Here is a 25,294-nt window from a genome sequence, read left to right on the forward strand (position 1 = left end):
GTTGCAGGGTTCGTGTCGAATGATGCAATAAGCAACCCTCGAAACTCAAATCTCGTAACTGATAATTCAAAATGGAATGTTTATCTTTGCGGAAATAAATCTATTTAAACAAAATGAAATTTTTTATTGACACTGCTAATTTAGAGCAAATTAAAGAAGCGAAAGACCTTGGAATTTTAGATGGTGTAACAACCAACCCATCATTGATGGCTAAAGAAGGAATTCGGGGAGCTGAAGCAATCAAAAATCATTACAAAGCAATTTGCGAGATTGTAGATGGAGATATTTCTGCTGAAGTACTTTCTACAACGTACGAAGAAATGATCAAAGAAGGTGATGAATTGGCTGCAATTCACCCAAATATTGTGGTAAAAATCCCAATGATCAAAGACGGTATCAAAGCTTTGAAATATTTTTCAGACAAAGGAATCAAAACTAACTGTACTTTGATTTTCTCTCCAGGACAGGCTCTTTTAGCGGCTAAAGCTGGTGCAACTTATGTTTCTCCGTTCTTGGGAAGATTAGATGATATTACAACAGACGGTTTAAATTTAATTCAGGAAATCAGATTGATTTTTGATAATTATATGTACGATACTGAAATTTTAGCAGCTTCTATCCGTCATTCAATGCATATTATTGACTGTGCAAAAATTGGTGCAGACGTTATCACTTCACCACTTCCTCCAATCTTGAGTTTATTGAAACATCCTTTAACAGACAGCGGTTTGGCTCAGTTTGTTGCAGATTCTCAAAAATTGGCGTAAGAATTTGAAATCTGAAGTTTGAGATTTGATATTCGTTTATTGAATAAAATATTTCAAATTCACATAAAAAATCCCGGAACAAAATGTTTCGGGATTTTATTTTATATCAAATTGACTTTACCAATCTGAGGCTCTTCTGCGTTTTTCGATCATTCCATCAATTGAAAATCTTCCTGCTCCAAATGTAATAATGATCAGGTAAATTGAAAGATACAATAAGCTTAATTCTCGTTTATCAAAACCATCGGCGCCATGAACTACAAAGGCAGCAAAACCCATTGTAAAGATTAAAAATCCTGCTGCAACTCTTGTAAACAGACCTAAAATAAGAAAAATAGAACACACAAATTCAGCAAAGACCGTTAATCCTAAAGAGATTTGCGGACCTAAACCTAAAAAGTCGTAGAACTGAATTTCACCACCGTCAATTAATGTTTGAAGTTTGGGAAAACCGTGCGAAATCATCGCAAAGCCTATAAATAGTCTTACAAGAAATAGTACAATATCAAAAATTACAGGATTCGCCTTTGTGTTTGAATAGCTCATTGATTGAAAATTTAAACTAAAGATAACAAAAATATCCGTTAATACAACGATGAATAGAGACGTTTTAGTCTATCTGTATCCAAAATTTTTCAAATCTCTGTCATTTTTTCGCCAGTCTTTTTTCACTTTTACAAAAAGATTTAAGTGAATTTTTTTAGAGAAAAACTTTTCCAGATCAATTCTTGCTTCTGTTCCTACTTTTTTGATAGCTTCACCTTTATGACCGATAATGATCCCTTTTTGGGTATCTCTTTCTACATAAATAATAGAATCGATGAAGATAATGCCTTCTTTTTCTTTAAACATTTCGGTTACCACTTCCACAGAATAAGGAATTTCTTTTTCATAATTCAAAAGAATTTTCTCTCTGATGGCTTCGTTTACAAAGAAACGTTCAGGTTTGTCGGTGTACATATCTTTGTCATAATACGCCGGACTTTCTGGCAACATCGATTTTAATTTAGGTAAAATAATTTCGGTGTTGAAAGCATTTAAAGCTGAAATAGGAAGGATTTCTGCCTTAGGAATTCTCTCATGCCATTCTGAAACCAGTTTCTCAAGACCTTCCTGATTAGTTTGGTCAACTTTATTCAATAATAATAAAACCGGTACCGGAATTTTATTTAGTTTATCAATTAAAAATTCTGATGGTTGGGCTTTATCGGTAACATCTACAATGAAAAGGAAAACGTCTGCATCCTGTAAAGAATCTTTTACAAAATCCATCATTTTTTCCTGCAAACCATATTTTGGATCTAAAACTCCCGGAGTATCAGAAAATACAATCTGTAAGTCTTCTTCATTATAAATTCCAAAAATTCTATGTCGTGTTGTCTGAGCCTTTTGCGTTACAATTGCCAACTTCTCTCCCATCAACTGATTCAGAAGGGTAGATTTTCCGGCATTCGGCTTTCCAACGATATTTACAAATCCTGCTTTGTGCATATAAAAGTATTAATTCGTTTTGTTACGATTTGCAAAGTTAGTAAAACAAAACTGGTCTTTCGGCCAATATTGAAAATTAGATGCCTAAAAAAGATTATTTTTGAACTAAATTTAATGAATACAGACTGCAGAGTTTTTATTAAACTAAATACTTTTAAGACTGTAAAGACGTTTGACTTCATTATATTTTCGATTTAATTCAGCTATTTAATAATGATTATAAAATTGGAAACCTTCGCTGTTAATTCCAAACAATTATTCTAATGAATATTAAAGAGATTATAGATACTATTTACTCACTTCCTCAAGCTTCAAAAGAAAGTTTGGTACAACATATTTCCGAAGTTAGCTATCCTAAAGGATTTTGCCTGATGGAAGCCAACAAAGTGATTCCTTATATTTATTTTTTAAAGAAAGGAATTGTTCGCGCTTATGCTTCTACAGAAAATAATGATATTACTTTTTGGTTTGGGACTGAAGGCGAACCTGTTGTTTCTATGAAAAGTTATGTGGATGAAAAACCAGGCTATGAAAATATAGAACTTTTGGAAGACTGTGAATTTTACAGACTTGAAACTGAAAAGTTAAAAAATCTTTATCATGAAGACATTCATATTGCAAATTGGGGACGGAAGTTTGCAGAAAGGGAACTCGTAAAAACGGAAGAACTGATTATTTCTCGGCAATATAAAACGGCACTTGAAAGGTATAAAGACTTGCTGAAAGAAAAGCCTTATCTCTTGCAGCGAGTTCAGTTGGGTCATATTGCCTCTTATTTAGGAATTACACAGGTTAGTTTGAGTAGAATTCGTGCGGAAATTAAATAGTATTAAATTATTCTCGCAGATTGAGCAGATGACGCAGATAAAAATTTGTTTAATTAGCTAAATCTGCGAGGGGTTTTTTATTGCCATTATTAAAATAAATTTCATTTTTTAACATTTGTAAAATTTTATTTCACTTTAAAGCCTCAATTTTGCGGTATAAAATTAAATAGTAATGAACTGGATTATTTTAATTATCGCAGGAATTTTTGAGGTTGCTTTTGCATCATGCCTCGGAAAAGTAAAAGAAACCACCGGAAACGAGATGTATTGGTGGTTTGGAGGATTTTTGGTTTGTCTCACCATCAGTATGCTTTTGCTCATCAAAGCCACAGAAACTTTGCCTATCGGAACTGCTTATGCAGTCTGGACCGGAATTGGAGCTGTAGGAACAGCTCTAGTAGGAATTTTAGTGTTTAAAGATCCTGCAAGTTTCTGGAGAATATTCTTCATTTCAACATTGATTGGTTCTGTTATCGGCTTAAAAGCGGTTTCTCATTAAAAGTAAATGGTTTATTTCTTATATTTGGGAAAAACTATTATATGAGAACAAAACTACTTTTCCTGTTTATCAGCTGCACATTGTTTGGGCAAAACGCTGATCTTTTTAATAATGATTGGTACATCTCCCAAATTGTAATGAACGGACAAACGACAGTTACTCCTGCTATGAATATTAATCTTGAAAAGTCGTTATTTTATCAACTAGGGACACCTAATTCTTTTAGTTCTAAGTATTTTAATTCGGCAGTAATTAGTATGAATTTTTCGACCATACAAGATAGTTTTATAACAAACGGAGGTGCATGTACATTGATGCAATACGTAGGAATAAATCAAACCGCAGTTAGGGATTACGACCAACAAAATTGTGATTTCTACATTATGAATACTCCGACTGGAAGTGTTTTTAATTATGAAATTGTAAACAATGGAAGTTCAAAAACACTCATTTTTACAAATACTGTTACAGGTAACAAAATTTATTATAATAATTCATTTTTAGGTACAAAGGAGAATAATATTAAAAAAGCTTTCAAATTATACCCAAATCCTTCTACGGATTTTGTTATCATAGACAATGTAGAAAAAAACTTAAAGTTGAAGATTAATGATCTTTCAGGGAAGGTTTTATTTGAAACATTAACATCGGATAAAACTTTAAAAATAGATGTGAGCAGTTTTGCAACCGGACAATATATTTTAAGTGTAGAAAACTTTAAACCAGAATTTTTATTAAAAAATAAATTTTCAGCTTATAATAAAAAAACGGCTTCAGAATCTGAAGCCGTTTTTTTATTTCTTTAAAACGATGGGTAAAATTTCGTTGAGTCGTAAACCATATTTTTTTATTTCTGCATCAGAAAATTGTTGTGAATAAAAATTAGCTTCAACTTCAAAACCAGCATCTTTAAGTCGGTCAAAATAATCCATTCCGTACCAACGAACATGATCGTACTGTCCGAAGTGTTTTTGCCTTTCTTTTGGATCTTTTATAGTGAAATCTTCATAGGTTTTTTCCAAAGAATTTTTCATCGGAACCTGAAGAATTCCCCAGCCTCCCGGTTTCATTACTCTGTATAATTCGCTCATTGCTTTTGCATCATCCTGAATATGTTCTAAAACATGATTACAAAAGATAATGTCAAAACTTTCATTTTCAAAAGGTAAATCTAAAATATCAGCTTTCACATCTACAATCGGTGAATATAAATCGGCTGAAATATAGTTGAGATTACTCATTCTTTTAAATTTTCTCAAAAATTCCTGTTCGGGAGCAATATGCAGAACTTTATAATTTTTAATGAAAAAATCGGTTTCATTCTGAAGGTACAGATACATTTGACGATGCCTTTCGAGACTTAAAGTTCCCGGAGACAACGCGTTCTCTCTTTGCTTTCCGTATCCGTAAGGTAAAAACTTTCGGTAAGATCTTCCATCGATAGGATCGTAAAATTTATCCCCTTTAAAAAACTGATAGATCAACGGACGCGCCCAAATACTCATCTTGATAAGCATCGGACGAGGGATTTTATTTAATAAAAACTTAGTCAGCTTTTTCATTAAAAATCCAATTGAAATGGCTTTTCTTCATCACTTACAATACCCAAAGCATCGTAAATATATTTGAAAGTTGATAATAAAACAGGTTTACCGTTGATGACACAAACATCATGCTCGAAGTGTGCAGAAGGTTGATTGTCTAATGTTGTAACAGTCCATCCATCATTATGGAATTTTACTTTTTCAGTACCTAAATTAATCATCGGCTCGATAGCAATTGCCAAACCGTCTTTAATTACTTTTCCGCTTCCCTGTTTTCCGTAATTCGGAACTTGAGGATCTTCATGCATTTTCTTTCCTAAACCGTGACCAACAAGCTCTTTCACAACTCCGTACCCTTCTTTTTCGCAATGTTTTTGAATAGCGTGAGAAATATCACCGATTCTTTTTCCTCTGATGCATTGCTCAATTCCTTTGTAAAGAGATTCTTTAGCAACTTTCAGTAATTTTTTGGTTTCAGGTTTTACTTCACCGATTTCAAAAGTATAGGCGTGATCACCAACATAACCGTTAAGAATAGCGCCACAATCTACAGAAAGTACATCGCCTTCTTTGATCTCTTCTTTATTTGGAAAACCGTGAACTACTTGTTCGTTTGGTGAAATACACAAAGAATTTGGAAAACCTCCGTATCCTAAAAATGCAGGTTCGGCACCGTGATCTTTAATAAAATCGTGTGCTAATTTATCTAAATATAAAGTAGTAATTCCCGGTTTGATTTCTTTTGCCAACATTCCTAACGTTCTGGAAACCAATTGGGCACTTTCTTTCATAAGACGAAGCTCGTCTATTGTTTTTAATTGAATCATGTAATTAATGTAACAATTTAAAAGTTTGACAATGTAACAATTATCATTGGTAAATTGCTACACTGCTATATTGTTAGATTTATTCTTCTACCAGAATAATCCTTTTTTCTTTTCTTTTTTCAGTTTTGAATATGCTAAAACCTCTTTCCCTTCTACACGAAACTCAATTCTTTCGTTGATGATATTGTAAATTTCGCCCCAACCTGGAAAACCGCCTAAGTTTCTGTCGTCAATAAACCAATCTGCATCCAATTTTCTAGACTGAGTTTCAGCATCAAAAACTTCTCCTTCAAAACTTGAGTTAACTGCATAAAACTCAATACCGTTCTGTCTGCAAAACTCTACAGCTTCATCCAAAGTCTTACCATGTCTGTACGTCCAAAGTATCAGTCTAAAACCTTGAGCCTGAAGTTTTTTAAGTGTTTCGAAAGCGAAAATCTTAGTTTTTCCAATTGCAGGATATGCGTCATCTACGATAGTTCCGTCAAAATCAACAGCAATTTTTTTATTATTTAACATTTTGTTGCGTTTTTAGCTGGGCAAAGATACTAAATAAATAAAAAGTGCCGAAAAACTCCGACACTTCAATTTATAATTTATTGTTAAAATCTAATTATTTTTTAACCCAGTTGAATTCAAACTGCAAATCTGGAGTAGAAATTCTATCTGTAATTTTCTGTAATCTTGATGGAAGCTTCATCAGATATTCCTGAGCTTTTTCTGCCTTTTCTGTAAGACCCGTAATATGCTCAATTTTCCATTCGTCAAGAAGGTCTTTCATGATATTGATATAATCCTGACCTGTGTAAACCATGCATCTTTGTGCTGCATCTGAGAAATGTCCCCAAAGTTCACCCGCTTTCTGACCAGATTGTCTCATCATGTGAGCCGGCATAACGATTTTTTTACGCATCATGTCTTCAAATGCTAAAATCATTTCCGAAGGATCTAATTCTAAAATTTTTGCTACGAAATGCTTGTAAGCTTTTGCGTGTCTTGCTTCATCTGCTGCAATTACACCACACATTTTTGCTAATTTTCCGTTACCAGTTTGTTTTGCCAAAGTACCTACTCTTCTATGCGAAACGTTGGTTGCTGTTTCCTGAAAACTTGTGTAGATAAAGTTTCTGTAAGGATCCATACTTGTTCCGATGTCAAAACCATCACTAATAAGATATTGGGTGGTAATTTCCATCTGTCTCATGTTTACTCTACCACATAAATACAGATATTTTCCAAGTAAATCACCGTGTCTGTTTTCTTCGGCAGTCCAAGATCTGATCCAGCTTGCCCAAGTTGGTCCGCTTTTTTCCTGATCAATTCCGTCAACGCTCATTAGCCAAGATTCGTAAGAAGGTAATGCTTCTTCAGTAATACAATCCCCAATCAATGTTACAAAAAGATCATAAGGCATTTCTTGAGCGAAAGTTTGAATTTCTTCTAAGTCATGTTTAAAATCAGAACTAGAAGGATCTGGTAAATAATCTGAAGGCTGCCAAATTTTCTCAATTGGAGTCAAAAACTTATCGAGAAAAGAACCAACTTCCTTTTCCAAAATACCCATTACTTCTTTTCTTACGAGAGCATTATACATCAAATAATATATTTATAATTTACAAAGATAAGGTTTATTTGTTATTTGTGACATAATATAATATGTAAGTCATACTATTTCTGACATAAATCATAAAAAATACCGCTATCACTATGATAACGGTATTTTTTTGATAATATTATTTCACTTTTAGCTCACTAAAACATCTCCTGTCATAATTGCAGGAATTTCTACACCCATTACCGATAAAATTGTTGGCGCCATGTCTCCTAATTTTCCTGGTTTCAATTCCCATTTTTTATCTTTATCCATCACAATTAAAGGAACTAAATTGGTTGAATGCTGCGTATTTGGAGAACCATCTGAATTAATCATAACATCAGAATTACCATGATCTGCCAAAATAAAAACGGCATAACCGTGTTCGTAACCCATTGTTGCAACTTTTTCGATGCATTTATCTACCGTTTCGGCTGCTTTTACTGCTGCTTCAAAAACTCCGGTGTGACCTACCATATCGGTATTTGCAAAGTTTAAACATACAAAATCAGCAGTTTCATTTTCCAGTTCAGGTAAAATTGCATTAGTAATATCATAAGCCGACATTTCAGGCTTTAAATCGTAAGTTGGTACATCTTTCGGGCTTGGACAAAGCAATCTTTTTTCGCCATGAAATTCTTCTTCACGACCTCCTGAAAAGAAAAACGTAACGTGAGGGTATTTTTCAGTTTCAGCAATTCTGATCTGAGTTTTTCCGTTTCTTTCTAAAACTTCACCCATTGTATCTTTTAAAACTTCTTCGTCAAAAACGACGTTTACGTTTTGATACGTTTTATCATAATTGGTTAGCGTAACATAATGAAGATTCAGCTTTCGCATGAAATATTCAGGCATATCGTGCTGACAAAGAACTTCTGTAATCTCACGACCTCTGTCTGTACGGAAATTAAAGCAAATCACTACATCATTATCAACGATTTTTCCTACAGGAACAACGTTTCCAATCTGTGTTTCTTTAACCAAAATAATTGGTTTGATGAATTCATCGGTAACATTTTTGTCATAAGATGCTTTGATTGCTGCAAGTGCATTGGTTGTCTGCAAACCAACTCCTTCAACCATTGCGTCGTAAGCTAATTTTACACGTTCCCATCTTCTGTCACGATCCATTGCGTAATATCTTCCGATAACAGAAGCTACTTTTCCGGTTGTGTGACTCATGTGTTCCTGCAATTCTTCAATAAATCCTAAACCTGAATGCGGATCGCAATCTCTACCGTCTGTAAAAGCATGAACGTAAACATTTTCATTTAAACCAAAATCTTTTGCCGCAGACAAAAGTCCTTTTAAATGATTGATATGTGAATGTACTCCACCGTTGGAAACCAAACCGATAAAGTGTACATTTTTATTTTCTCTTTTGGCATAAGCAAAAGCCTCCTGAATTACTTTTTCCTGTCCTAAAGTTCCATTTTCGACAGCCATATTTAGTTTTACCAAATTCTGGTATACTACTCTACCTGCTCCCAAATTCATGTGTCCTACTTCAGAATTCCCCATTTGTCCGGCCGGAAGACCAACTGCCAAACCGCTCGCTTCTAAAGTTGTATGTGGAAATTTTTGATAACAGCTATCTATGAATGGTGTATTTGCTTGAGCTAATGCAGAAACTTCAGGATTTGTTCCCAAACCCCATCCGTCAAGTATTGCCAATATTGCTTTTTTAGACATTTTAATTTGATTTTTAAACAAACAAATTTATTGATTTTAAAGTGAATTGAAGAATTTTCAAGGTTTAAATTTTCCTTAAAAGTTTAAAGGAAACTATTCCAAATAGTCAATCTAACTTAGAATTCTTATTGATTATTCGTTATTGATTATAATACTTAATTTTAACGCAAAGGTCGCTAAGATTTTTTTTAAGAACTAACTGTTATTAAGTTCGCAAAGGCGAAGAATTCTAAGAATTTTCATTTATAATAGATCAGAGAAAATCAGTTTTTTTTTAAATGATATTTAGGATTGAAATTAAATTATCCCGAATTATAAATATTATTTTTAATTTTGTTTTATGGATTTAAGAGACCAACTAAAAAACCTTTTTCCTGAGCATGAAGAGCAGGATTTTCAAATGCCCGAAGAAGAATTTAAGCAGAAAGAACCTCTGGTTTGTAAATTTGAAAAGAAAGGCAGAAACGGAAAACCTGTAACTATTGTAGAAGGTTGGCAAGGCAGTGAAGACGATTTGAAAAAGATTTCAAAAAAAATAAAAACCACTTTGGGAATCGGTGGTTCTGAAAAAGACGGAACAATTATTATTCAGGGAGATAACCGTGATAAAATTATGGCGATTCTAAAAGATTTGGGTTATAAAACTAAAAGAGTCGGCGGATAGATTATATTAGGTTTTAGGTTGCAGTTGATAGGTGATAGTTTACAGTATGAATTCAAGTTTTAAAACTGAAAAGCAGGCATAAATATTTTCAGGAAATTATTTTTAATAATGTATAAATAAAAAAAATTGCCATCGACAAAGAACATGACGACAGCAAAAGAGAAAGTGTAATTATTAAAACACAAATCTAAGATTTCAATATTACCGTAACTTTAATCTTAAATTAAATAAAGATTATCTTTTGATTGATCTGCTTTTTTTAAAACAAAATTCTTATCTTCACTTCCCTTTTTTAATAAAATAATTATGCTAAATAAACTTGCAGCTTCAGAATTGGTTCTGAACGAAGACGGAAGTGTATATCACCTTAACCTTTTGCCGGAAGATATTGCCAACAAAATAATTTTGGTAGGCGATCCGGACAGAGTTCCAAAAGTTTCAAAATACTTTGATAAGGTAGAAATCAAAAAAAATAAAAGAGAATTCTATACCCACACAGGAACTTTGCGTGGTGAAAGAATTTCTGTAATGTCAACCGGAATCGGTACCGAAAATATCGATATCGTAATGAATGAACTTGATGCTTTGGTGAATATCGATTTAAAGGAAAAAGAATTTAAATCTGAACATCAATCATTACAACTATTCAGAATGGGAACTTGCGGAAGTGTAAATCCTGATGTGCAGGTTGACAATATGCTGGTTACTCAAAATGTAGTTGGGCTTGACGGTTTGATGCATTTTTATCAGGATTATCAGTTTGAAAATGAGTTTTCAAAAAATTTCTTTGAAAAATTCCCGTACGAAAAAATTAAGCCCATGCTTTATTTCTCTGAGTGGTCTGAAGAATTGGGAGAATTGTATAAAGATGCCAAATATCACGGAAATACAGCTACTTTCCCGGGGTTTTATGCTCCACAAGGAAGACAGCTTCGTTTAAAAGCTTTGGATGATAAATTCCTTGAAACTTTAAATGATTTAGGAATTACCAATTTTGAAATGGAAACATCTGCAATTTATGCTTTTTCAAAATTGTTGGGCCACAAAGCGATTACCGTAAATAATGTGATTGCCAACAGAAGACGTGGTGAGTTTTCATCTGATCATCATGCTTCTGAAAAGAATTTGATTGAGTGGGTTCTCGACAGAATTATTAAATAATAAAAAAAAGGATTGCGAGTTGCAATCCTTTTTTAGTTTTTATTAATATGGGCAATTTTTTTCGTATTCTTTTATGATTCCTGCATAAAATTCGAGATAAGCACGAAGCATATAGTCTCCGATAACCTGCTGCGTTCGATTGTGTTTATAGCCTTGTTTTTTTGCATCATCATAAGCCTGTTTACGGACTTGTTTAAATCTTTCGTTAATTTCTTTTCTGAAACTTTTTTCTTCTAATTTCGCTTCAAAAACATTCATGTATTTTTGGAAATCAGGACAATTTCTTCCTGCATATCTAAAACTCTGCACCATTCTGTCGTACATCGAACCTATACTGAAAAGGCTCATTTTATCGTAATCTACAGGCATCAAAGCAAAATCATCTTTTGCATTTCTGATATAAAACTCTGAATAGGCATAATTGCAGATTGAATTGGTACAAATATCTATATTAGAGCCAAAAATCTGAATTTTCCCATCATATAACAATGGTTGAAAAGATCTTTTTCTTTTGTCCTCAACTTTGCCGTTTTTATCTACATACTTCATGTCTAATCTTTCGATGGCACTGGTAACATCATCATGATCATCAAATATTTTCAGAGATTTTACATCTTTAGCACTTAATTTTTCTGCCGAAGAACTTTGTGTTTTTTTATATTCAAAACTGTAGATATTATCTTTATCAAAAAAGCCCGGATATGTACCATTTGGGTAATTGTAACCGACAAAAAAGCCATTTATTTTTGAGCCATCCTCCATTACAAATTCAGCTTTCGGTTGTTCTTTATCCTGTTTCTTCCCATAATATTGTTGGGAAGAAATCTTCGCTGTACTAAAACAAAGTAAAGACAGTAGTATTTTAATCTTCATAAAATTGATTATAGTTTTTTATTAAAATCAAATATAAAAAAAATTATGTTTTTTTTAACTTTTATAAAATTATTTAGGAATACTTCTTGCCTATTCTTAAACATAACACTTAAATATTAACATTATGGAAAACCAGGATTATAACAAAGCTGAAAAAGCAGTAGACAACACTGAAAACTCTTTAAGAAATGCAGCAACCGATGCAAAATGGAAAATCAGTGATTTGGCAGACAAAGCCAGAGATTATATCAACGAAAAAAGAAATAACGACGAAGAAGCAAACCATGAAGGTTGGCTAGACAGGGTAAAAGCTAATGCAGCAGATACGTGGGAAGATATTAAAGACGGAGCCAATGATGCTTGGGAAAAAACCAAAGATGCAGCAGAAGATGTGAAGGCAGAATGGAACAAAAAAACGAACTAAGTTTATTAGTCTTTTATATATTATCAAAGAAAAACGGAGTCTTTTTAGGAAGGCTTCGTTTTTTATTATGTTCTAAACACAAATTATTGCTACATTTGTGGGATTAATAAACATTAAAGAATTATGTCATACGGTTTACTTAAAGGCAAGAAGGGAATTATTTTTGGAGCCCTTAATGAACAATCTATCGCATGGAAAGTTGCTGAAAGATGCCACGAAGAAGGCGCAGAATTTATCCTGTCAAACGCTCCGATTGCTCTTAGAATGGGAGAATTGAACGGTTTAGCAGAAAAAACAGGTTCTGAGGTAATCGGTGCAGACGCAACTTCTATCGAAGATCTTGAAAAACTTTTTGATGCTGCTGTTGCAAAATTTGGTAAAATCGACTTCATCCTTCACTCAATTGGTATGTCTATCAATGTGAGAAAAGGAAAGCATTATACAGAAATGAACTACGATTGGTTGGAAAAAGGTTGGGATATTTCAGCAGTTTCTTTCCACAAAGTAATGAGAGTGGCTTACGAAAAAGACTGTATGAACGAATGGGGAAGTATTTTGGCACTAACTTATATTGCTGCTCAAAGAACATTCCCGGATTACAACGATATGTCTGATAACAAAGCTTATCTGGAAAGTATCGCAAGAACTTTCGGAAACTATTGGGGTGAAAGAAAAGTACGTGTAAACACGGTTTCTCAGTCTCCTACTCCAACTACTGCAGGAAGCGGTGTGAAAGGTTTCGGAGGTTTCTTAGGGTATGCTGAAGATATGTCTCCACTAGGAAACGCTACGGCTCTTGAATGCGCAGATTATTGCGTAACTCTTTTCTCTGATTTAACGAAGAAAGTAACGATGCAGAATCTTTTCCATGATGGAGGATTCAGCAGCTCTGGAGTTACTCAGAAAGTAATCAGCAAATATGATGTTGAATAAGTGAAATTTTCACTCTGAATATTAAATCCGAAATATTTTGTTTCGGATTTTTTTTGATAGTTATCTAGCCTTTTGTGATAAATAAATTCGGCGGAGCCAAAGGCTCCGCTGAATTTTAATTAAAAATATTAATATGAAGTGTACTTTGTATTAAAGTTTTGAGTTTTATGTTATGAGCTATTCTATTTTTTTAAAGCAAAGTTTTATTTTAAAAAAAATCTGATTTTTAGGGAGGAAAAGACGAATCAATTCCATTGATTTTATGAAGCTTACTTAATCAGCGACTTGTCGCAATTCTTTGCTCCTTAAAATTTTTGAACGTAATATTTAAAACTTTTCGTTAAAAATCCAATTTACATTATTCTCAAAGTTTGTCATTCTGAGGAACGAGGAATCTCTAATAATGATGTTGAGATTCTTCAATCCGCTACACTTCTTTCAGAATGACAAACGTTATATTTTGTTACAACCAAAAGCGGGTTTTATCCCGCTCTTAGTAATAAAAACTATTATTTATTTTGACCAATTAATTCTTTTTGTCTGAACATTTTGAGAATCGGTTCCTATCATAATGTCAAAATCTCCGGCTTCCCAATCATAATTCAATTCATCATCATAAAATTTCAGATTTTCTGGAGTTAATGTAAAATTAATGGTTTTAGTTTCTCCTTTTTTAATGAAAACTTTTTGAAAACCTTTTAATTCTTTTACAGGTCGTACTACTTTTCCAAATAAATCTCTGATGTACAGCTGCACCACTTCTTCCCCATCGTATTTTCCGGTGTTAGAAACATTTACACTGATATTTAAAGTCTGATTTCCTTTCAGGTTTGTTGAACTTAAATTCATTTCAGAATATTTAAATTGAGTATAACTTAAACCATAACCAAATGGGAATTTAGGATCATTATCCAAATCGATGTAGGCTGAAACATAATTTCTGTCGGTGTTGTTTTTTGCAGGTCTTCCTGTATTATAATGGTTATAATAAACAGGAATTTGTCCTTCTGTTCTAGGAAAAGACATTGGAAGTTTTCCACCTGGATTTACCGTTCCAAAAAGAACATCTGCAATAGAATTTCCGGCTTCTGTACCCAACCACCAAGTGTAAACAATGGTTGAAATATTATCTGCAGCCCAATCAAAAACCAAAGGTCTTCCTGCATTGACCATTAAAACAATTGGTTTTCCCGTTTTAGCAATTTCTTTTAAAAGTTCTTCCTGAACTCCCGAAAAATGAATATTGCTTCTGCTTTTCGCCTCTCCGCTCATCGCATGACCTTCGCCTAAAGTCATAATCACAACGTCTGCTTTTTTTGCCGTTTCTACAGCTTCAGCAAACATAGATTTATCCTGATCATCAACATTAGCGCCTTTGGCGTACAATAAAGTCGAATTTTTATCTAATTGATTTTTAATTCCATCAAACTGAGTAACAATTCTTTGATTGTCATCTTTAAATGCAATCGACCAGAAGCCATGATTGGCAACTGTCTCTTTTCCGAAAGGACCAATTAAAGCCACCGTTTTAATAGATTTTGAAAGCGGAAGAATATTTTTTTCATTTTTAAGCAGAACAATAGATTTTGAACCAAATTCTCTCCCGAATCTTCTATTTTCCTGATTGTTTAATTGTTCTTTCTGTCTTTTTTCGCTGCTGAATCTGTAAGGATCATCAAATAATCCCATTTCAAATTTTTTGACCAAAATTCTTCTCGTTGCGTCATCAATAAATTTTGGATCAACTTTCCCTTCTTGAACTAATTTTGGAAGTTCAGCCATGTAAGCACGACTTTCCATATCCATATCAGTTCCTGCATTCATGGCTTTTTCGGCTGCTTCTTTGCTGTCTTTGGCATATCCGTGAGGAACCATTTCTCCGATACTTCCCCAATCTGAAACTACAAAACCTTTATAATTCCATTGGTCTTTTAAAAGATTTCTTAAAATATATTTGTTTGCTGTTGCCGGAATTCCATTAATGTCATTAAAAGAGTTCATGAAAGTCGCGACTCCCGCTTCTGCAGCAGCTTTGAAAGGAGGTAAATAAGTTTCGTGGAATTGTCTTAAACTCATATCCACAGAATTGTAATCTCTTCCGCCAACTGCAGCTCCATACGCTGCGAAATGTTTCGCACAAGCCATAATGGCGTCAAGATTTCCAAGACCTTTTCCCTGAAAACCTTTGATTCTTGCCAAACCAATTTGCATTCCCAAATACGTGTCTTCGCCGGAACCTTCCATCACTCTTCCCCATCTCGGATCTCTTGCAATATCGACCATCGGTGCAAAAGTCCAGTGAATTCCATAAGCTGAAGCTTCTGTGGCTGCAATTCGTTCTGATTTTTCAATTAATTTTAAATCCCAACTCGCTGCTTGTCCTAAATTCACGGGAAATGTTGTTCTGTAGCCATGAATTACATCCTGACCAAAGAGTAAAGGAATTCTTAATCTAGATTTTAAAGCTAATTCCTGAAATTTTTTCGTTTCTTCTGCTCCTGCAACATTGAGCATAGAACCAACTTTTCCTTTTTTTATTTCTTCTAAAACCGTCGCAGAATTTGAGTTTTGCGGACCCGTTGCATATTCAAAACCACTGTATTGAACGAGTTGTCCTACTTTTTCTTCCAACGTCATTTTTGACAACAACTCGGAAACTTTCTGGTCGATTGTTTTTTGCCCGAAAGCGTTGAATCCGAATGCTGTAAATGCTAATATGAAATATATCTTCTTCATTTATAATTAGTTTTGGTATGTTTCTAAATGTAAAGTTCGCAAAGATTTTCTTGCAAATAGTGCGGTTGATTTTTTAAGTTCACTAAAATCTTTTACTTAGCAAAAAAAGAAGTTTTACCAATTAATAATAACTCTAACTTAAAAAATATAAGTTGCTACAGAACTTCCGCTGATTGTAACCGGCGCTGTTTTCTGATTATATTTTATATTGAAACTTTCATCCGATTTATTGTTGTTCTGAACTATCAAAACCGTTTTACCTTCGGGAGTTTTGAAAGCAATTGTAGCTAAGTTTTCTGTTTGTGTAGAAGCTATTCTCTGAGAATTTGCCGGAACAAACTTTGAAGCATGAGCAATAATATAATAGGCAACATTTCTTGTGAAGTTTTCACTGTCTGAAACAGTAATCGCTCCTTTACATTCTGTACATCCTCCCGGTGTATGAGGTTTATATTGAGTATCATTCGCAAGATTCCATTCTAAAGCAATTTTACTCCAGTTTCTCATCGAGCCGATGACAACATTTCTGGTGTGCCAGTTTAGGTCTTCATTGAAAGTCCCTTTTGCACCTGTCCATTGTTCTGTAAAATAAAGGTTCTTATTGGGATGAGCCTCGTGAACCGTACTCAAAGCTGAAATATCTCCTTCATACAAATGGAAAGCAGAACCGTCGATATATTGATTGGCTTCAGCATCATTTAAAATATTGATAGCGTACTCTGGTTTATTACAATTATGATCATAAACAACGATTTTAGTCTTAATATTATTTGATTTAAAGATCGGACCTAAACTTTGCTTAATGAAATCTCTCTGCTGATCGGAAACCATCAGTAAACTGGGATTGTTTCCTGGGTGTAATGGTTCGTTTTGAGGAGTGATTGCATCAATTGTAATTCCCTCTTTTTGCATTCCTTGAATATATTTCACAAAATATTTTGCGTAAACATCATAATATTCAGTTTTTAAGCTTCCACCAATCGATTTACCGTTATCTTTCATCCAAACCGGTGGCGACCAAGGTGCTGCAATGATTTTTATTTTAGGATTGATTGCTAAAATTTCTTTTAACATCGAAATCAAATCTTTGTCTCTTGCCAAACTGAATTTAGAAAGAGAAGGATCGGTTTGCCCTTCCGATAAATCATCATAAGAAAAAACTTCGCCATCCAAATCGGATGCACCAATGCTCAATCTTAAATAACTTATTGAAATTGAGTTTTTATCATTTCCGAAAAGTTCGTTTAAAAGCGCTTTTCTTTTTGAAGGAGAAAGACGATTGATTACTTCAACACTTCCGCCGGTTAATGTATACCCAAAACCATCAATATATTGAAACTTCTGAGTGTCGTCAATTTCAATATTCTGAAAATTATTAGAAGTATTTACAAAAGTTAATGCATTTTGTTGCTGTAATTTTACGCTTTCATCGCCTTTTGTCATCCAGATTTCGACTTTCTTATCTGTATTTGCTATAGATTTACACGAAGATAAAGGCAAAAGTACCACACCACTAAATAGCAGTGCAGTACTTTTTAAAAAGAAACTATATGAATTTTTGTTTAACATATTTAATATCCAGGATTTTGAGTTAAATTCGGGTTATTATCCAATTGAGTCTGTGGAATTGGCCACAATAGTCTATTTTGATTTAAATTATTTACATAAGGTAAAAGATTTCCGTTAGCATCTCTTTGCTGTGAAAGTATAGAAATTGCTTTTCCTGTTCTCTTCAAATCAAACCAACGGTGACCTTCGAATGCTAATTCTAATTTTCTTTCTTTTAGAATTTTATTGATTCCGTCCTCTGTATTGGCAATTGTGATAGGAGTTAAACTTGAGCTAGCTCTTGCTCTCACTTGGTTGACCAAAGTTGCGGCATCTGTGAAATTTCCCTGACGAACTAATGCCTCAGCTCTGATTAGTAATAAATCAGCATACCTCATCACATAAAAATTCTGATGTCCTGAAGTAATTCTCATTTTATACATGAAAGGGAAATTATTGCTTTGCCAGAAATTATCTGACCAACTTACCGTAGTCGGAGAAAACCATACACTTGAATTTTTTCTTACATTATCACCTTCCGTGTTGAAAGTATTTACAATGTCGTAAGAAGGCGTATTAAATTTTTTCCAATCTGTGCCGTAAAACATTGAAGATCCCCATGCCCAAAGATTTCCTGCATTTCCGTTTGATTCGAAAATAGATTCTGTATTCGCTTCGTGATTTCCATCAAAAAGTTGATCATAAACCGGAAGTAATGAATACCCTTGTCCCATTAATTGAGTTGTATAATCAATGACTTTTGCATAATCAGGATTGGGTTTTGTTGCATAAACTTTTGCCAATAAAGATAAAGCTAAACCTCTTGTTGCTCTGTATTTATTTGAACTTGCAGGTGCGTTTGCTAAAGCTCCTTCTAAATCAGAGATAATTAAAGCGTATACTTCATTTATGGGCTTTCTTGTTGGGTAAACCTGTTCGTAAACCTCATCAAAATTTTCGTCATTCACACCGATTACAGCTTTGGTAACCAAAGGGAAATCTCCCCAAAGCTGAACTCCATGAAAATTATACATCGCTCTCATAATCGCTGCTTCAGCTTTCATTTCGGCTTTACGAGAACTCGTAAGAGAGGGATCAGGAATATTATCTACATAATTTAAAATTTTATTACAGTTATTAATAAAAGTAAATAAGTAGTTCCAATCTCTGTTGACATTTGAATTTGTCGCAATTATTCTATACTCGTCAATCTGGAAGTTTTGAACATTATCACTTCCTGCATGTGCAATTTCTGTTTGTGCATCACCATTAAAGAAATAATCCAACTGCCAATATTCATTACCCAAATCGGTGTAAATCGTCGTCATCAAACTTTCAGCTTCAGCAGCAGTTTTGTATGGAGTATCTGTATTGGGAATTGCTCTGTCAGTTAATGGCTCTGTATCTAAATAATCACTACAAGAGGTAGTTCCTACTGTAAGAGTTGCCCCAAGCAAAAAATAATATATTGTTTTATTGAATTTCATAAGAATTTAAATTAAAAGTTAGCTTTAAGACCGAAAATAAATGTTCTTACCTGAGGATAAGTTCCATAATCAACACCAGATACACCGTTTGTCGTATTGAAAGCATTCACTTCTGGATCGAAGCCTGTATAATCTGTCCAAGTCAAAAGATTTTGACCAGTTACATATAAGTTGATTTTACTTACTCCTTTGAATGGACTCAAGAAATTGTAACCTAATGTCGCGCTTTTAAGTTTTAAGAAAGAACCATCTTCAACAAATCTGTCTGAAACATACTGTGAACTTGCAGAATTTGCTCTTGGAGTATTCGTAATTTGTCCCGGAGTTGTCCAACGGTCTAAAACTGCAGTAGATTGATTTTTAAAGTCATTCATCATTTCCAAATCAAATCTTGATGCATTGTAAATTTCACCACCATAAGAACCAGTTATTAAAACATCTAAATACCAGTTTTTATAAGAAAAGCTATTGCTAAAACCAAAAGAGAAATCAGGATTTGGATTTCCTATGAATGTTCTGTCACCAGTATCAAAATATCCGTTTCCATTAGTATCTTTATAGACAATATCCCCCGTTTGAGAATCAATATGATCTACCTGATAACCATAAAATGAACTAATTGCTTGTCCCGGAGTAAATCTCACCAAATTAGCTCCTACAGTTTCAATATTAGCTTTATCAAGTATAGGAACCCAGTTTAGCTGTAGCACTTTATTTTTTGTAAATGAAATATTGAAATTCGTATTCCAATTAAAGTTTTCGCCTTTAAAGTTTTGAGTATTCAAAGCAAATTCCAACCCTTTATTTTCCATATTTCCAACGTTTCTATAAAAAGGTACTTGTGCAGGACCCATTGGTATTGGAATTATAAGATCATTTGTTTTTCTATGATATGCATCGACACTCAATTTAATTTTGTTGCTTAAAAAGCCAAAATCAACACCTATATTCGTGTCGTTTGTAACTTCCCAACCCAAATTACTACTATCCCATTGTCTAGTGTACCAAGATCCTGCATTACCTAATTCAGTTTGTCTTTCCAAATTATAGTGCGAATATGGAGGAATTCCTGAAACGTTTCCGGTCTGTCCCCATCCTCCTCTTAATTTCAATTCAGATATTACCTTACTATCAGAGAGAAAATCTTCATTTGATACCACCCACGATGCAGAAACACCCGGGAAGAATCCCCATTTATTTCCATCAGCCAAAGCAGAGCTTCCATTATATCTGAAAACTCCCATAATGGTATATTTGTTATCAAAAGTATATAAAGCTCTACCAAAGAAAGACATTTCACGTAAGTTTTCTTTTACGAGACTTTCATGTCTGTTTACAGCACTATTAAAATAAAACATGGATGTTCCTTCCGGAAAACTGTCTCCCCAGTAATTATGCCAAGAATTTCTCTTTTCGTGAATCTGATTTCCTCCTAATAAAGCTAAATCATGAACTCCTGATTTTATGGTATATGTTAAGGTGTTCTCAATATTCAAATCTTGATAAGTTGATAGATATTTCCCTCCAATACCTTTTTTCTCTCTTCCATAGCTTGTTTGGTAGCCATCTGTGAATTGATCGTTTGTACTTTCAATTAAATCAAATGAAACCGTTGGTTTCCAAACTAAATTTTTAATCAGATTAACTTCAAACCCTAAATTACTCATAAAACGTTGCGTCTGAGTTTCATTTTTTCTGGATTGATATGCCACTGGATTTTCCCACGAAGATTGAAAAGGATTTAAAGCAAATTGACCGTCTTTATAACCATCAATGAAATTTCCGGAAGCATCTTTCTCTCTTACTTTTAACTGATTACCATAAATTGGCAGAAAAGAAGGTGTGTTTAAAGCACTTAAAATAACCCCACCTCTTGAAGTACCTAAATTATCGTTTGTATTTTTTAAACCTGTATTGATGTAGTTGAAATTACCGGTGAGCTTTAGCCAATTGGTAATTTTTGCATCCAAATTCATTTTTGCTGAAATTCTTTCAAATCTTGCAGGATATTCCCTGATAACCTAATGCTGTATAAGCTCTTACTTTTTCGTTTCCAAAAGAATAATTTACGTTATAGTTTTGATCAAAACCTGTTCTAAAAACTTCGTCTCTCCAATTAGTGTTAATGCCTTCGTATCTCGGATTGTTAATTGTCGTAAGAAAAGATGGATTAATTTCCGCCATCAACGTTTTATATTGGTCTAAATTTAAAACATCAATATTGTTTACCGTTTTAGACATTCCCCAATATGCATTGAATGCCAATTGCGGTTTATTGGCTTTTCCTCTCTTTGTCGTAACAATTACAACTCCCGAAGAACCGTTGATTCCGTAGATTGCTGCAGAAGTAGCATCTTTCAGAATCGTCATATCTGTAATATCATCAGGATTAATTCCACTGATGTCAAAAGTTTGAATTCCGTCTACTACATAAAGTGGATTTACACTTGATGAAATTGAATTATTTCCTCTAATCTTCACATCAATTGCTGCTCCAGGTTTACCCGAAGACTGTATCACATTTACCCCTGCAGCATTCCCCTGCAAAGCCTGACCTACATTATAAATAGGTCTGTCGTCAAATGTTTCAGATTTTACGGTAGATACCGCACTCGTAAGGTTTGATTTTTTTACTGAACCATAACCAATAACTACTACTTCCTCGATCTTCTGCTCTTTTGAAACAGTATCGCGCGACGTAGTCTGTGCATTGAAATTTGCCGTAAAATAAAGTGCGGCAATAATCCCTAAGCTTCTTGATATTTTTACATTCATATACAGTTAAGTTTTTTAATTCTCAAATTGAGACAATAAAAATATATCTTTTTTTTATTAATTAACATTTTTTTAATAATTATTTTAATATTTCCACTATTTTTGGGCAATCAAAGGCTGTTGATTTTAATAAATATTTGATTATTTGTTAAAATTTAGCTGATATAAATTCCCAAAATGACCACTAAACAACCAAATATTTCACTTCCGCTGAAACTTACTTTCCTTGTTTTTTCAATGGTTTTAAATTGCATGGGGATTGTTATTTTACAGTTATCAGAGCAGAAAATCACGTATGATAAGCTTGGTTTTTTAGAGTCATTTAAAGATTTACCGATTGCGATATTTTCTCTTTTTGCAGTTAATTTTATCAGCAGGTTCGGAACAAAAAAATCATTGGTTTTTGCTTTAATGCTTGTCGGAATCTGTTCTTTATTCTTACCCTTTGTCGAAGTTTTTTGGTTTTTCAAATTATGGTTTGCCATTATCGGAACCTGTTTTGCGATAGGAAAAATTTGTGTTTACGGTATTATCCGAAATAATATGACCGAAGAAAAATCATTAGCCAAAACCATGAACAGCGTTGAAGCTTCTTTTATGATTGGTATCTTTACAGTCAATACAGGCTTCGGATGGTTAATTTCCAGCCAGTTTGGTGAATATTGGAAATTTGGCTTTATGTCTATTTCTCTGATTTCTTTTTTTACTGTTTATCTTTTTACGAAAGTTAAAATTGCCGAACCGCAAAATAAGACAACGAGAATTTTCCCTGATCTCTCAGGATTTGGAAAAACAACTTTTATACTTTTTTTTGCAGTAAGTTTTTTTATTATTTTTATCGAACAAAGTTTTAATTCCTGGCTTCCTGCATTTTACAAAGATCATTTAAAAGTTAATTCTTTCTTTGCACTTCAGGCATCTTCGTTTTTGGCGCTCTTTTCATATACAGGAAGAGCAATTACTTCAAGGATTATTCAGCGATTTCCTTTGTCAAAATATTTCATGATGTGTGTGTTGATGATTATCATTTTGTTGGTTATCATTTCAGGCATTCAGTTTTATTTTAGCGAAAATGCGAAGATTTTGTTATTCCTCTTTCCAATTATCGGTTTGTTTCTCGCACCACTCTATCCGGTAATTAACTCAAAAATGATTGCAAAAATTGATAAGGATAAAATCAATGCTTTTACTTCTTTAATAGTAAGTGTATCTTCAATAAGCAGCTCAATCAATTCAATTTCAATTTCGGTACTGTTTAAAAATCAAATGCTTACTTATTATTCTTTATATATTTTGGGAGCTGTAATTATGGTTTCCGTTTTAGCATATTCTTATTTTAAACTTAGTGCTAATAAAATTTAAAAAATAATTTTATTTTTACCCCATGAAAACTGATCACAATAAAAACATAGAGACATTAAAGGAACTTATTGATAGTAAAGATCTTATCCCCAATGTATCCGTCGATTGTACTATTTTTGGGTTTCATGATAACATCCTGAAAGTTCTGTTATTAAAATACCACGACCTTAATTTGTATTCTCTTCCCGGTGGTTTTGTTTTTATTGATGAAGATCTAAGAGAAGCAGCTGATCGTGTTTTATATGAAAGAACGCATCTTAAAGGTTTATTTTTGGAGCAGTTTCATACTTTTGGGAGACTCAACAGAACCGAAAATAACGTCCACAAAACATTAATTAATAATAAAGGTTTAGATGTACCTAAAGATCACTGGATTTTACAAAGATTTATCACGGTTGGTTATTGCAGCTTAATAGATTTTACGATGGCAAACACTTTTCCTGATGCTTTTAACGAATCTTGTGCATGGTTTGAGGTAAATAAACTTCCGCAAATGGCATTTGATCACGACAGAGTAATTGCTGAAGGATTAGAATATCTACGAAAAAACATCGATACTCAGGTTGCAGCAAGCAATTTACTGCCCGAAAAATTTACGATGAAAGACTTGCAGTCGTTGTATGAAACTATTTTGGGTGAAAAATTCAGACGAAATAATTTTCAGCGTAAAATATTAAGTACTAATTCTTTGGAAAGAATGGAGAAATTATTCGACGGTTCAGCAAATAAAGCGCCTTATCTCTATAAATTCATCAAAAAATAGTTTTTTTTCTCTTTAAAGAAGTTTTCTTTTCAGCATTCCGAAAAAATCTTATTTTTAGGGAAATTAAATTACATGTCATATTATCCTCTTACAAGCATTCCTGATTATTATGGAATTGATGCTTTACTTACCGAAGAACACAAGCTTATCCGTCAGTCTATAAGAGATTGGGTTGAAAGTTTTGTAATGCCGAATATTGATCAGGCAGCTCAAAATCACACTGATTTACCAAATTTAATGAGAGAATTGGGGAAAATCGGAGCTTTAGGACCTTACATTCCTGAAGAATACGGTGGTTCTGGTCTTGATCAGATTTCTTATGGTTTGATTATGCAGGAATTGGAAAGAGGAGATTCAGCAGTGCGTTCTGCGGCATCTGTACAAAGTTCTTTGGTAATGTTCCCGATCAATGAATTCGGTTCTGAAGAACAAAAAAGAAAATACTTACCAAAGCTAGCTTCCGGTGAAATGATCGGATCTTTCGGTCTTACTGAGCCTAATCACGGTTCAGACCCAAGTTCTATGGAAACTTATTTTAAAGATATGGGAGATCATTATCTTTTAAATGGTGCCAAAATGTGGATCACCAATTCTCCGCTATGCGATATCGCAGTAATTTGGGCTAAAAATGAAGAAGGAAAAGTACAGGGATTGATCGTTGAAAGAGGAATGGAAGGTTTTACCACTCCTGAAACTCATAATAAATGGAGCTTAAGAGCTTCTAAAACAGGCGAATTGGTATTTAACGACGTGAAAGTACCTAAAGAAAATTTACTTCCCAATGTTACAGGATTAAAAGGACCTTTATCTTGTTTAAATTCTGCGAGATACGGAATTTCTTGGGGCGTAATCGGAGCTGCAATCGACTGTTACTGTACTGCTGTTCAATATTCTAAAGAAAGAAAACAGTTTGGGAAACCAATTGGTTCTTACCAATTACAGCAGAAAAAATTAGCTGAATTTTTAACTGAAATTACGAAAGCTCAGTTGCTTTGCTTACAATTAGGAAATTTGAAAAACGATCACAAAGCGAGTCCGGCTCAGATTTCTATGGCAAAAAGAAATAATGTTAAAATGGCGATTGATATTGCAAGAGAATCACGTCAAATTCTTGGTGGAATGGGAATCATGGGTGAATTCCCGATGATGCGTCACGCTGCCAATCTAGAATCGGTAATTACTTACGAAGGAACACACGATGTTCATTTGCTGATTACAGGTCTTGACATTACAGGAATTAACGCTTTTTAGGCTAAAATAATATTTTCTTAAACCTCACAGATTTTTAAAGACCTGTGAGGTTTTTTGTACTTCTAAAATTAATTTT

Annotated in this window: 24 protein-coding genes; 11 read left to right on the top strand and 13 right to left on the bottom strand. The window is 33.6% G+C overall.

Annotated elements, in window-relative coordinates; all coding sequences use genetic code 11:
* Nucleotides 1–113 precede the first annotated feature (113 nt).
* On the top strand, nt 114–767 hold the full coding sequence (gene fsa / locus FDY99_RS21710; protein ID WP_139423694.1) for a fructose-6-phosphate aldolase: 654 nt from the start codon (nt 114–116) through the stop codon (nt 765–767).
* 117 nt (nt 768–884) lie between these two features.
* Here the strand turns inward: fsa and FDY99_RS21715 are convergent, their stop codons facing one another.
* Both FDY99_RS21715 and era read right to left on the bottom strand, forming a co-directional pair.
* The gene (locus FDY99_RS21715; RefSeq protein WP_139423695.1) at nt 885–1,313 is read right to left on the bottom strand and encodes a DoxX family protein; all 429 of its coding nucleotides are present in this window, start codon (nt 1,311–1,313) and stop codon (nt 885–887) included.
* Nucleotides 1,314–1,382: 69 nt separating this feature from the next.
* Nucleotides 1,383–2,258: a GTPase Era gene (era, locus tag FDY99_RS21720; protein ID WP_102981615.1), complete on the bottom strand. Its 876-nt coding sequence runs from the start codon at nt 2,256–2,258 to the stop codon at nt 1,383–1,385.
* A 263-nt stretch (nt 2,259–2,521) separates the two neighbouring features.
* Here era and FDY99_RS21725 point away from each other — a divergent pair, with 263 nt between their 5' ends.
* The 3 genes from FDY99_RS21725 to FDY99_RS23470 all read left to right on the top strand — a co-directional run bounded on the left by FDY99_RS21725 (nt 2,522) and on the right by FDY99_RS23470 (nt 4,390).
* On the top strand, nt 2,522–3,085 hold the full coding sequence (locus FDY99_RS21725; RefSeq protein WP_139423696.1) for a Crp/Fnr family transcriptional regulator: 564 nt from the start codon (nt 2,522–2,524) through the stop codon (nt 3,083–3,085).
* 172 nt (nt 3,086–3,257) lie between these two features.
* On the top strand, nt 3,258–3,584 hold the full coding sequence (locus FDY99_RS21730) for a DMT family transporter (RefSeq protein WP_066675715.1): 327 nt from the start codon (nt 3,258–3,260) through the stop codon (nt 3,582–3,584).
* 41 nt (nt 3,585–3,625) lie between these two features.
* Nucleotides 3,626–4,390: a T9SS type A sorting domain-containing protein gene (locus tag FDY99_RS23470; protein ID WP_228448890.1), complete on the top strand. Its 765-nt coding sequence runs from the start codon at nt 3,626–3,628 to the stop codon at nt 4,388–4,390.
* Here the strand turns inward: FDY99_RS23470 and FDY99_RS21740 are convergent.
* The 5 genes from FDY99_RS21740 to gpmI all read right to left on the bottom strand — a co-directional run bounded on the left by FDY99_RS21740 (nt 4,379) and on the right by gpmI (nt 9,241).
* A complete protein-coding gene (locus tag FDY99_RS21740; RefSeq protein WP_139423697.1) occupies nt 4,379–5,146 on the bottom strand; it encodes a class I SAM-dependent methyltransferase in 768 nt (255 codons plus the stop codon). The two genes, FDY99_RS23470 and FDY99_RS21740, sit on opposite strands and share 12 nt — an antisense overlap.
* Nucleotides 5,146–5,955 (bottom strand): type I methionyl aminopeptidase, encoded by an 810-nt coding sequence (map, locus tag FDY99_RS21745; RefSeq protein WP_115949132.1) that lies wholly within the window; start codon nt 5,953–5,955, stop codon nt 5,146–5,148. The genes FDY99_RS21740 and map overlap by 1 nt, the downstream gene beginning before the upstream one ends.
* 87 nt (nt 5,956–6,042) lie before the next feature.
* Nucleotides 6,043–6,474 carry a BT0820 family HAD-type phosphatase gene (locus FDY99_RS21750; protein ID WP_074228524.1) on the bottom strand — a complete coding sequence of 144 codons (432 nt, stop codon included), beginning with the start codon at nt 6,472–6,474 and terminating at the stop codon, nt 6,043–6,045.
* 94 nt (nt 6,475–6,568) lie between these two features.
* Nucleotides 6,569–7,549: an acyl-ACP desaturase gene (locus tag FDY99_RS21755; RefSeq protein ID WP_074228522.1), complete on the bottom strand. Its 981-nt coding sequence runs from the start codon at nt 7,547–7,549 to the stop codon at nt 6,569–6,571.
* Nucleotides 7,550–7,699: 150 nt separating this feature from the next.
* Nucleotides 7,700–9,241 (bottom strand): 2,3-bisphosphoglycerate-independent phosphoglycerate mutase, encoded by a 1,542-nt coding sequence (gene gpmI, locus FDY99_RS21760; protein WP_139423698.1) that lies wholly within the window; start codon nt 9,239–9,241, stop codon nt 7,700–7,702.
* Between the two features lie 340 nt (nt 9,242–9,581).
* Here gpmI and FDY99_RS21765 point away from each other — a divergent pair, with 340 nt between their 5' ends.
* Both FDY99_RS21765 and FDY99_RS21770 read left to right on the top strand, forming a co-directional pair.
* The gene (locus tag FDY99_RS21765; protein ID WP_139423699.1) at nt 9,582–9,905 is read left to right on the top strand and encodes a translation initiation factor; all 324 of its coding nucleotides are present in this window, start codon (nt 9,582–9,584) and stop codon (nt 9,903–9,905) included.
* A gap of 306 nt (nt 9,906–10,211) precedes the next feature.
* A complete protein-coding gene (locus tag FDY99_RS21770; RefSeq protein ID WP_139423700.1) occupies nt 10,212–11,066 on the top strand; it encodes a nucleoside phosphorylase in 855 nt (284 codons plus the stop codon).
* A 42-nt stretch (nt 11,067–11,108) separates the two neighbouring features.
* Here FDY99_RS21770 and FDY99_RS21775 read toward each other — a convergent pair whose 3' ends face one another.
* On the bottom strand, nt 11,109–11,939 hold the full coding sequence (locus tag FDY99_RS21775) for a hypothetical protein (RefSeq protein ID WP_139423701.1): 831 nt from the start codon (nt 11,937–11,939) through the stop codon (nt 11,109–11,111).
* A 124-nt stretch (nt 11,940–12,063) separates the two neighbouring features.
* Here FDY99_RS21775 and FDY99_RS21780 point away from each other — a divergent pair, with 124 nt between their 5' ends.
* Nucleotides 12,064–12,363, top strand: coding sequence for a hypothetical protein (locus FDY99_RS21780; protein ID WP_139423702.1), 300 nt, complete (start codon nt 12,064–12,066; stop codon nt 12,361–12,363).
* Nucleotides 12,364–12,486: 123 nt separating this feature from the next.
* Complete coding sequence (locus FDY99_RS21785; RefSeq protein WP_066679025.1) at nt 12,487–13,296, top strand: enoyl-ACP reductase FabI; 810 nt, start codon at nt 12,487–12,489, stop codon at nt 13,294–13,296.
* A gap of 513 nt (nt 13,297–13,809) precedes the next feature.
* Here the strand turns inward: FDY99_RS21785 and bglX are convergent.
* From bglX to FDY99_RS23475, 5 genes are all read right to left on the bottom strand, one after another.
* The gene (gene bglX / locus FDY99_RS21790) at nt 13,810–16,032 is read right to left on the bottom strand and encodes a beta-glucosidase BglX (RefSeq protein ID WP_139423703.1); all 2,223 of its coding nucleotides are present in this window, start codon (nt 16,030–16,032) and stop codon (nt 13,810–13,812) included.
* 138 nt (nt 16,033–16,170) lie between these two features.
* A complete protein-coding gene (locus FDY99_RS21795; RefSeq protein WP_139423704.1) occupies nt 16,171–17,601 on the bottom strand; it encodes a glycoside hydrolase family 30 protein in 1,431 nt (476 codons plus the stop codon).
* 2 nt (nt 17,602–17,603) lie between these two features.
* A complete protein-coding gene (locus FDY99_RS21800) occupies nt 17,604–19,067 on the bottom strand; it encodes a RagB/SusD family nutrient uptake outer membrane protein (RefSeq protein ID WP_139423705.1) in 1,464 nt (487 codons plus the stop codon).
* A gap of 11 nt (nt 19,068–19,078) precedes the next feature.
* Nucleotides 19,079–21,043: a TonB-dependent receptor gene (locus FDY99_RS21805; protein ID WP_262711418.1), complete on the bottom strand. Its 1,965-nt coding sequence runs from the start codon at nt 21,041–21,043 to the stop codon at nt 19,079–19,081.
* 16 nt (nt 21,044–21,059) lie between these two features.
* The gene (locus FDY99_RS23475; RefSeq protein WP_228448892.1) at nt 21,060–21,842 is read right to left on the bottom strand and encodes a TonB-dependent receptor plug domain-containing protein; all 783 of its coding nucleotides are present in this window, start codon (nt 21,840–21,842) and stop codon (nt 21,060–21,062) included.
* A 177-nt stretch (nt 21,843–22,019) separates the two neighbouring features.
* Here FDY99_RS23475 and FDY99_RS21810 point away from each other — a divergent pair, with 177 nt between their 5' ends.
* The 3 genes from FDY99_RS21810 (at nt 22,020) to FDY99_RS21820 (ending at nt 25,218) form a co-directional block, all read left to right on the top strand.
* Nucleotides 22,020–23,204, top strand: coding sequence for an MFS transporter (locus tag FDY99_RS21810; protein ID WP_139423706.1), 1,185 nt, complete (start codon nt 22,020–22,022; stop codon nt 23,202–23,204).
* A 22-nt stretch (nt 23,205–23,226) separates the two neighbouring features.
* The gene (locus tag FDY99_RS21815) at nt 23,227–23,967 is read left to right on the top strand and encodes an NUDIX hydrolase (RefSeq protein ID WP_066679059.1); all 741 of its coding nucleotides are present in this window, start codon (nt 23,227–23,229) and stop codon (nt 23,965–23,967) included.
* 72 nt (nt 23,968–24,039) lie between these two features.
* A complete protein-coding gene (locus FDY99_RS21820) occupies nt 24,040–25,218 on the top strand; it encodes an acyl-CoA dehydrogenase family protein (RefSeq protein WP_139423707.1) in 1,179 nt (392 codons plus the stop codon).
* The last annotated feature ends 76 nt before the right edge of the window (nt 25,219–25,294 follow it).

Source organism: Chryseobacterium mulctrae (assembly GCF_006175945.1).
GTDB lineage: Bacteria > Bacteroidota > Bacteroidia > Flavobacteriales > Weeksellaceae > Chryseobacterium > Chryseobacterium mulctrae.

What these genes read in the sequence shown, in the direction of transcription:
- FDY99_RS21775 (WP_139423701.1), bottom strand. Translation starts at nt 11,939, where the DNA reads ATGAAGATTAAAATACTACTGTCTTTACTTTGTTTTAGTACAGCGAAG.
- FDY99_RS21725 (WP_139423696.1), top strand. Translation starts at nt 2,522, where the DNA reads ATGAATATTAAAGAGATTATAGATACTATTTACTCACTTCCTCAAGCT.
- FDY99_RS21805 (WP_262711418.1), bottom strand. Translation starts at nt 21,043, where the DNA reads ATGAATTTGGATGCAAAAATTACCAATTGGCTAAAGCTCACCGGTAAT.
- FDY99_RS21795 (WP_139423704.1), bottom strand. Translation starts at nt 17,601, where the DNA reads ATGTTAAACAAAAATTCATATAGTTTCTTTTTAAAAAGTACTGCACTG.
- FDY99_RS21715 (WP_139423695.1), bottom strand. Translation starts at nt 1,313, where the DNA reads ATGAGCTATTCAAACACAAAGGCGAATCCTGTAATTTTTGATATTGTA.
- FDY99_RS21820 (WP_139423707.1), top strand. Translation starts at nt 24,040, where the DNA reads ATGTCATATTATCCTCTTACAAGCATTCCTGATTATTATGGAATTGAT.
- FDY99_RS21730 (WP_066675715.1), top strand. Translation starts at nt 3,258, where the DNA reads ATGAACTGGATTATTTTAATTATCGCAGGAATTTTTGAGGTTGCTTTT.
- FDY99_RS21785 (WP_066679025.1), top strand. Translation starts at nt 12,487, where the DNA reads ATGTCATACGGTTTACTTAAAGGCAAGAAGGGAATTATTTTTGGAGCC.
- map (WP_115949132.1), bottom strand. Translation starts at nt 5,955, where the DNA reads ATGATTCAATTAAAAACAATAGACGAGCTTCGTCTTATGAAAGAAAGT.
- fsa (WP_139423694.1), top strand. Translation starts at nt 114, where the DNA reads ATGAAATTTTTTATTGACACTGCTAATTTAGAGCAAATTAAAGAAGCG.
- bglX (WP_139423703.1), bottom strand. Translation starts at nt 16,032, where the DNA reads ATGAAGAAGATATATTTCATATTAGCATTTACAGCATTCGGATTCAAC.
- era (WP_102981615.1), bottom strand. Translation starts at nt 2,258, where the DNA reads ATGCACAAAGCAGGATTTGTAAATATCGTTGGAAAGCCGAATGCCGGA.
- FDY99_RS21740 (WP_139423697.1), bottom strand. Translation starts at nt 5,146, where the DNA reads ATGAAAAAGCTGACTAAGTTTTTATTAAATAAAATCCCTCGTCCGATG.
- FDY99_RS21755 (WP_074228522.1), bottom strand. Translation starts at nt 7,549, where the DNA reads ATGTATAATGCTCTCGTAAGAAAAGAAGTAATGGGTATTTTGGAAAAG.
- FDY99_RS21815 (WP_066679059.1), top strand. Translation starts at nt 23,227, where the DNA reads ATGAAAACTGATCACAATAAAAACATAGAGACATTAAAGGAACTTATT.
- gpmI (WP_139423698.1), bottom strand. Translation starts at nt 9,241, where the DNA reads ATGTCTAAAAAAGCAATATTGGCAATACTTGACGGATGGGGTTTGGGA.
- FDY99_RS21780 (WP_139423702.1), top strand. Translation starts at nt 12,064, where the DNA reads ATGGAAAACCAGGATTATAACAAAGCTGAAAAAGCAGTAGACAACACT.
- FDY99_RS23475 (WP_228448892.1), bottom strand. Translation starts at nt 21,842, where the DNA reads ATGAATGTAAAAATATCAAGAAGCTTAGGGATTATTGCCGCACTTTAT.
- FDY99_RS23470 (WP_228448890.1), top strand. Translation starts at nt 3,626, where the DNA reads ATGAGAACAAAACTACTTTTCCTGTTTATCAGCTGCACATTGTTTGGG.
- FDY99_RS21765 (WP_139423699.1), top strand. Translation starts at nt 9,582, where the DNA reads ATGGATTTAAGAGACCAACTAAAAAACCTTTTTCCTGAGCATGAAGAG.
- FDY99_RS21770 (WP_139423700.1), top strand. Translation starts at nt 10,212, where the DNA reads ATGCTAAATAAACTTGCAGCTTCAGAATTGGTTCTGAACGAAGACGGA.
- FDY99_RS21810 (WP_139423706.1), top strand. Translation starts at nt 22,020, where the DNA reads ATGACCACTAAACAACCAAATATTTCACTTCCGCTGAAACTTACTTTC.
- FDY99_RS21800 (WP_139423705.1), bottom strand. Translation starts at nt 19,067, where the DNA reads ATGAAATTCAATAAAACAATATATTATTTTTTGCTTGGGGCAACTCTT.
- FDY99_RS21750 (WP_074228524.1), bottom strand. Translation starts at nt 6,474, where the DNA reads ATGTTAAATAATAAAAAAATTGCTGTTGATTTTGACGGAACTATCGTA.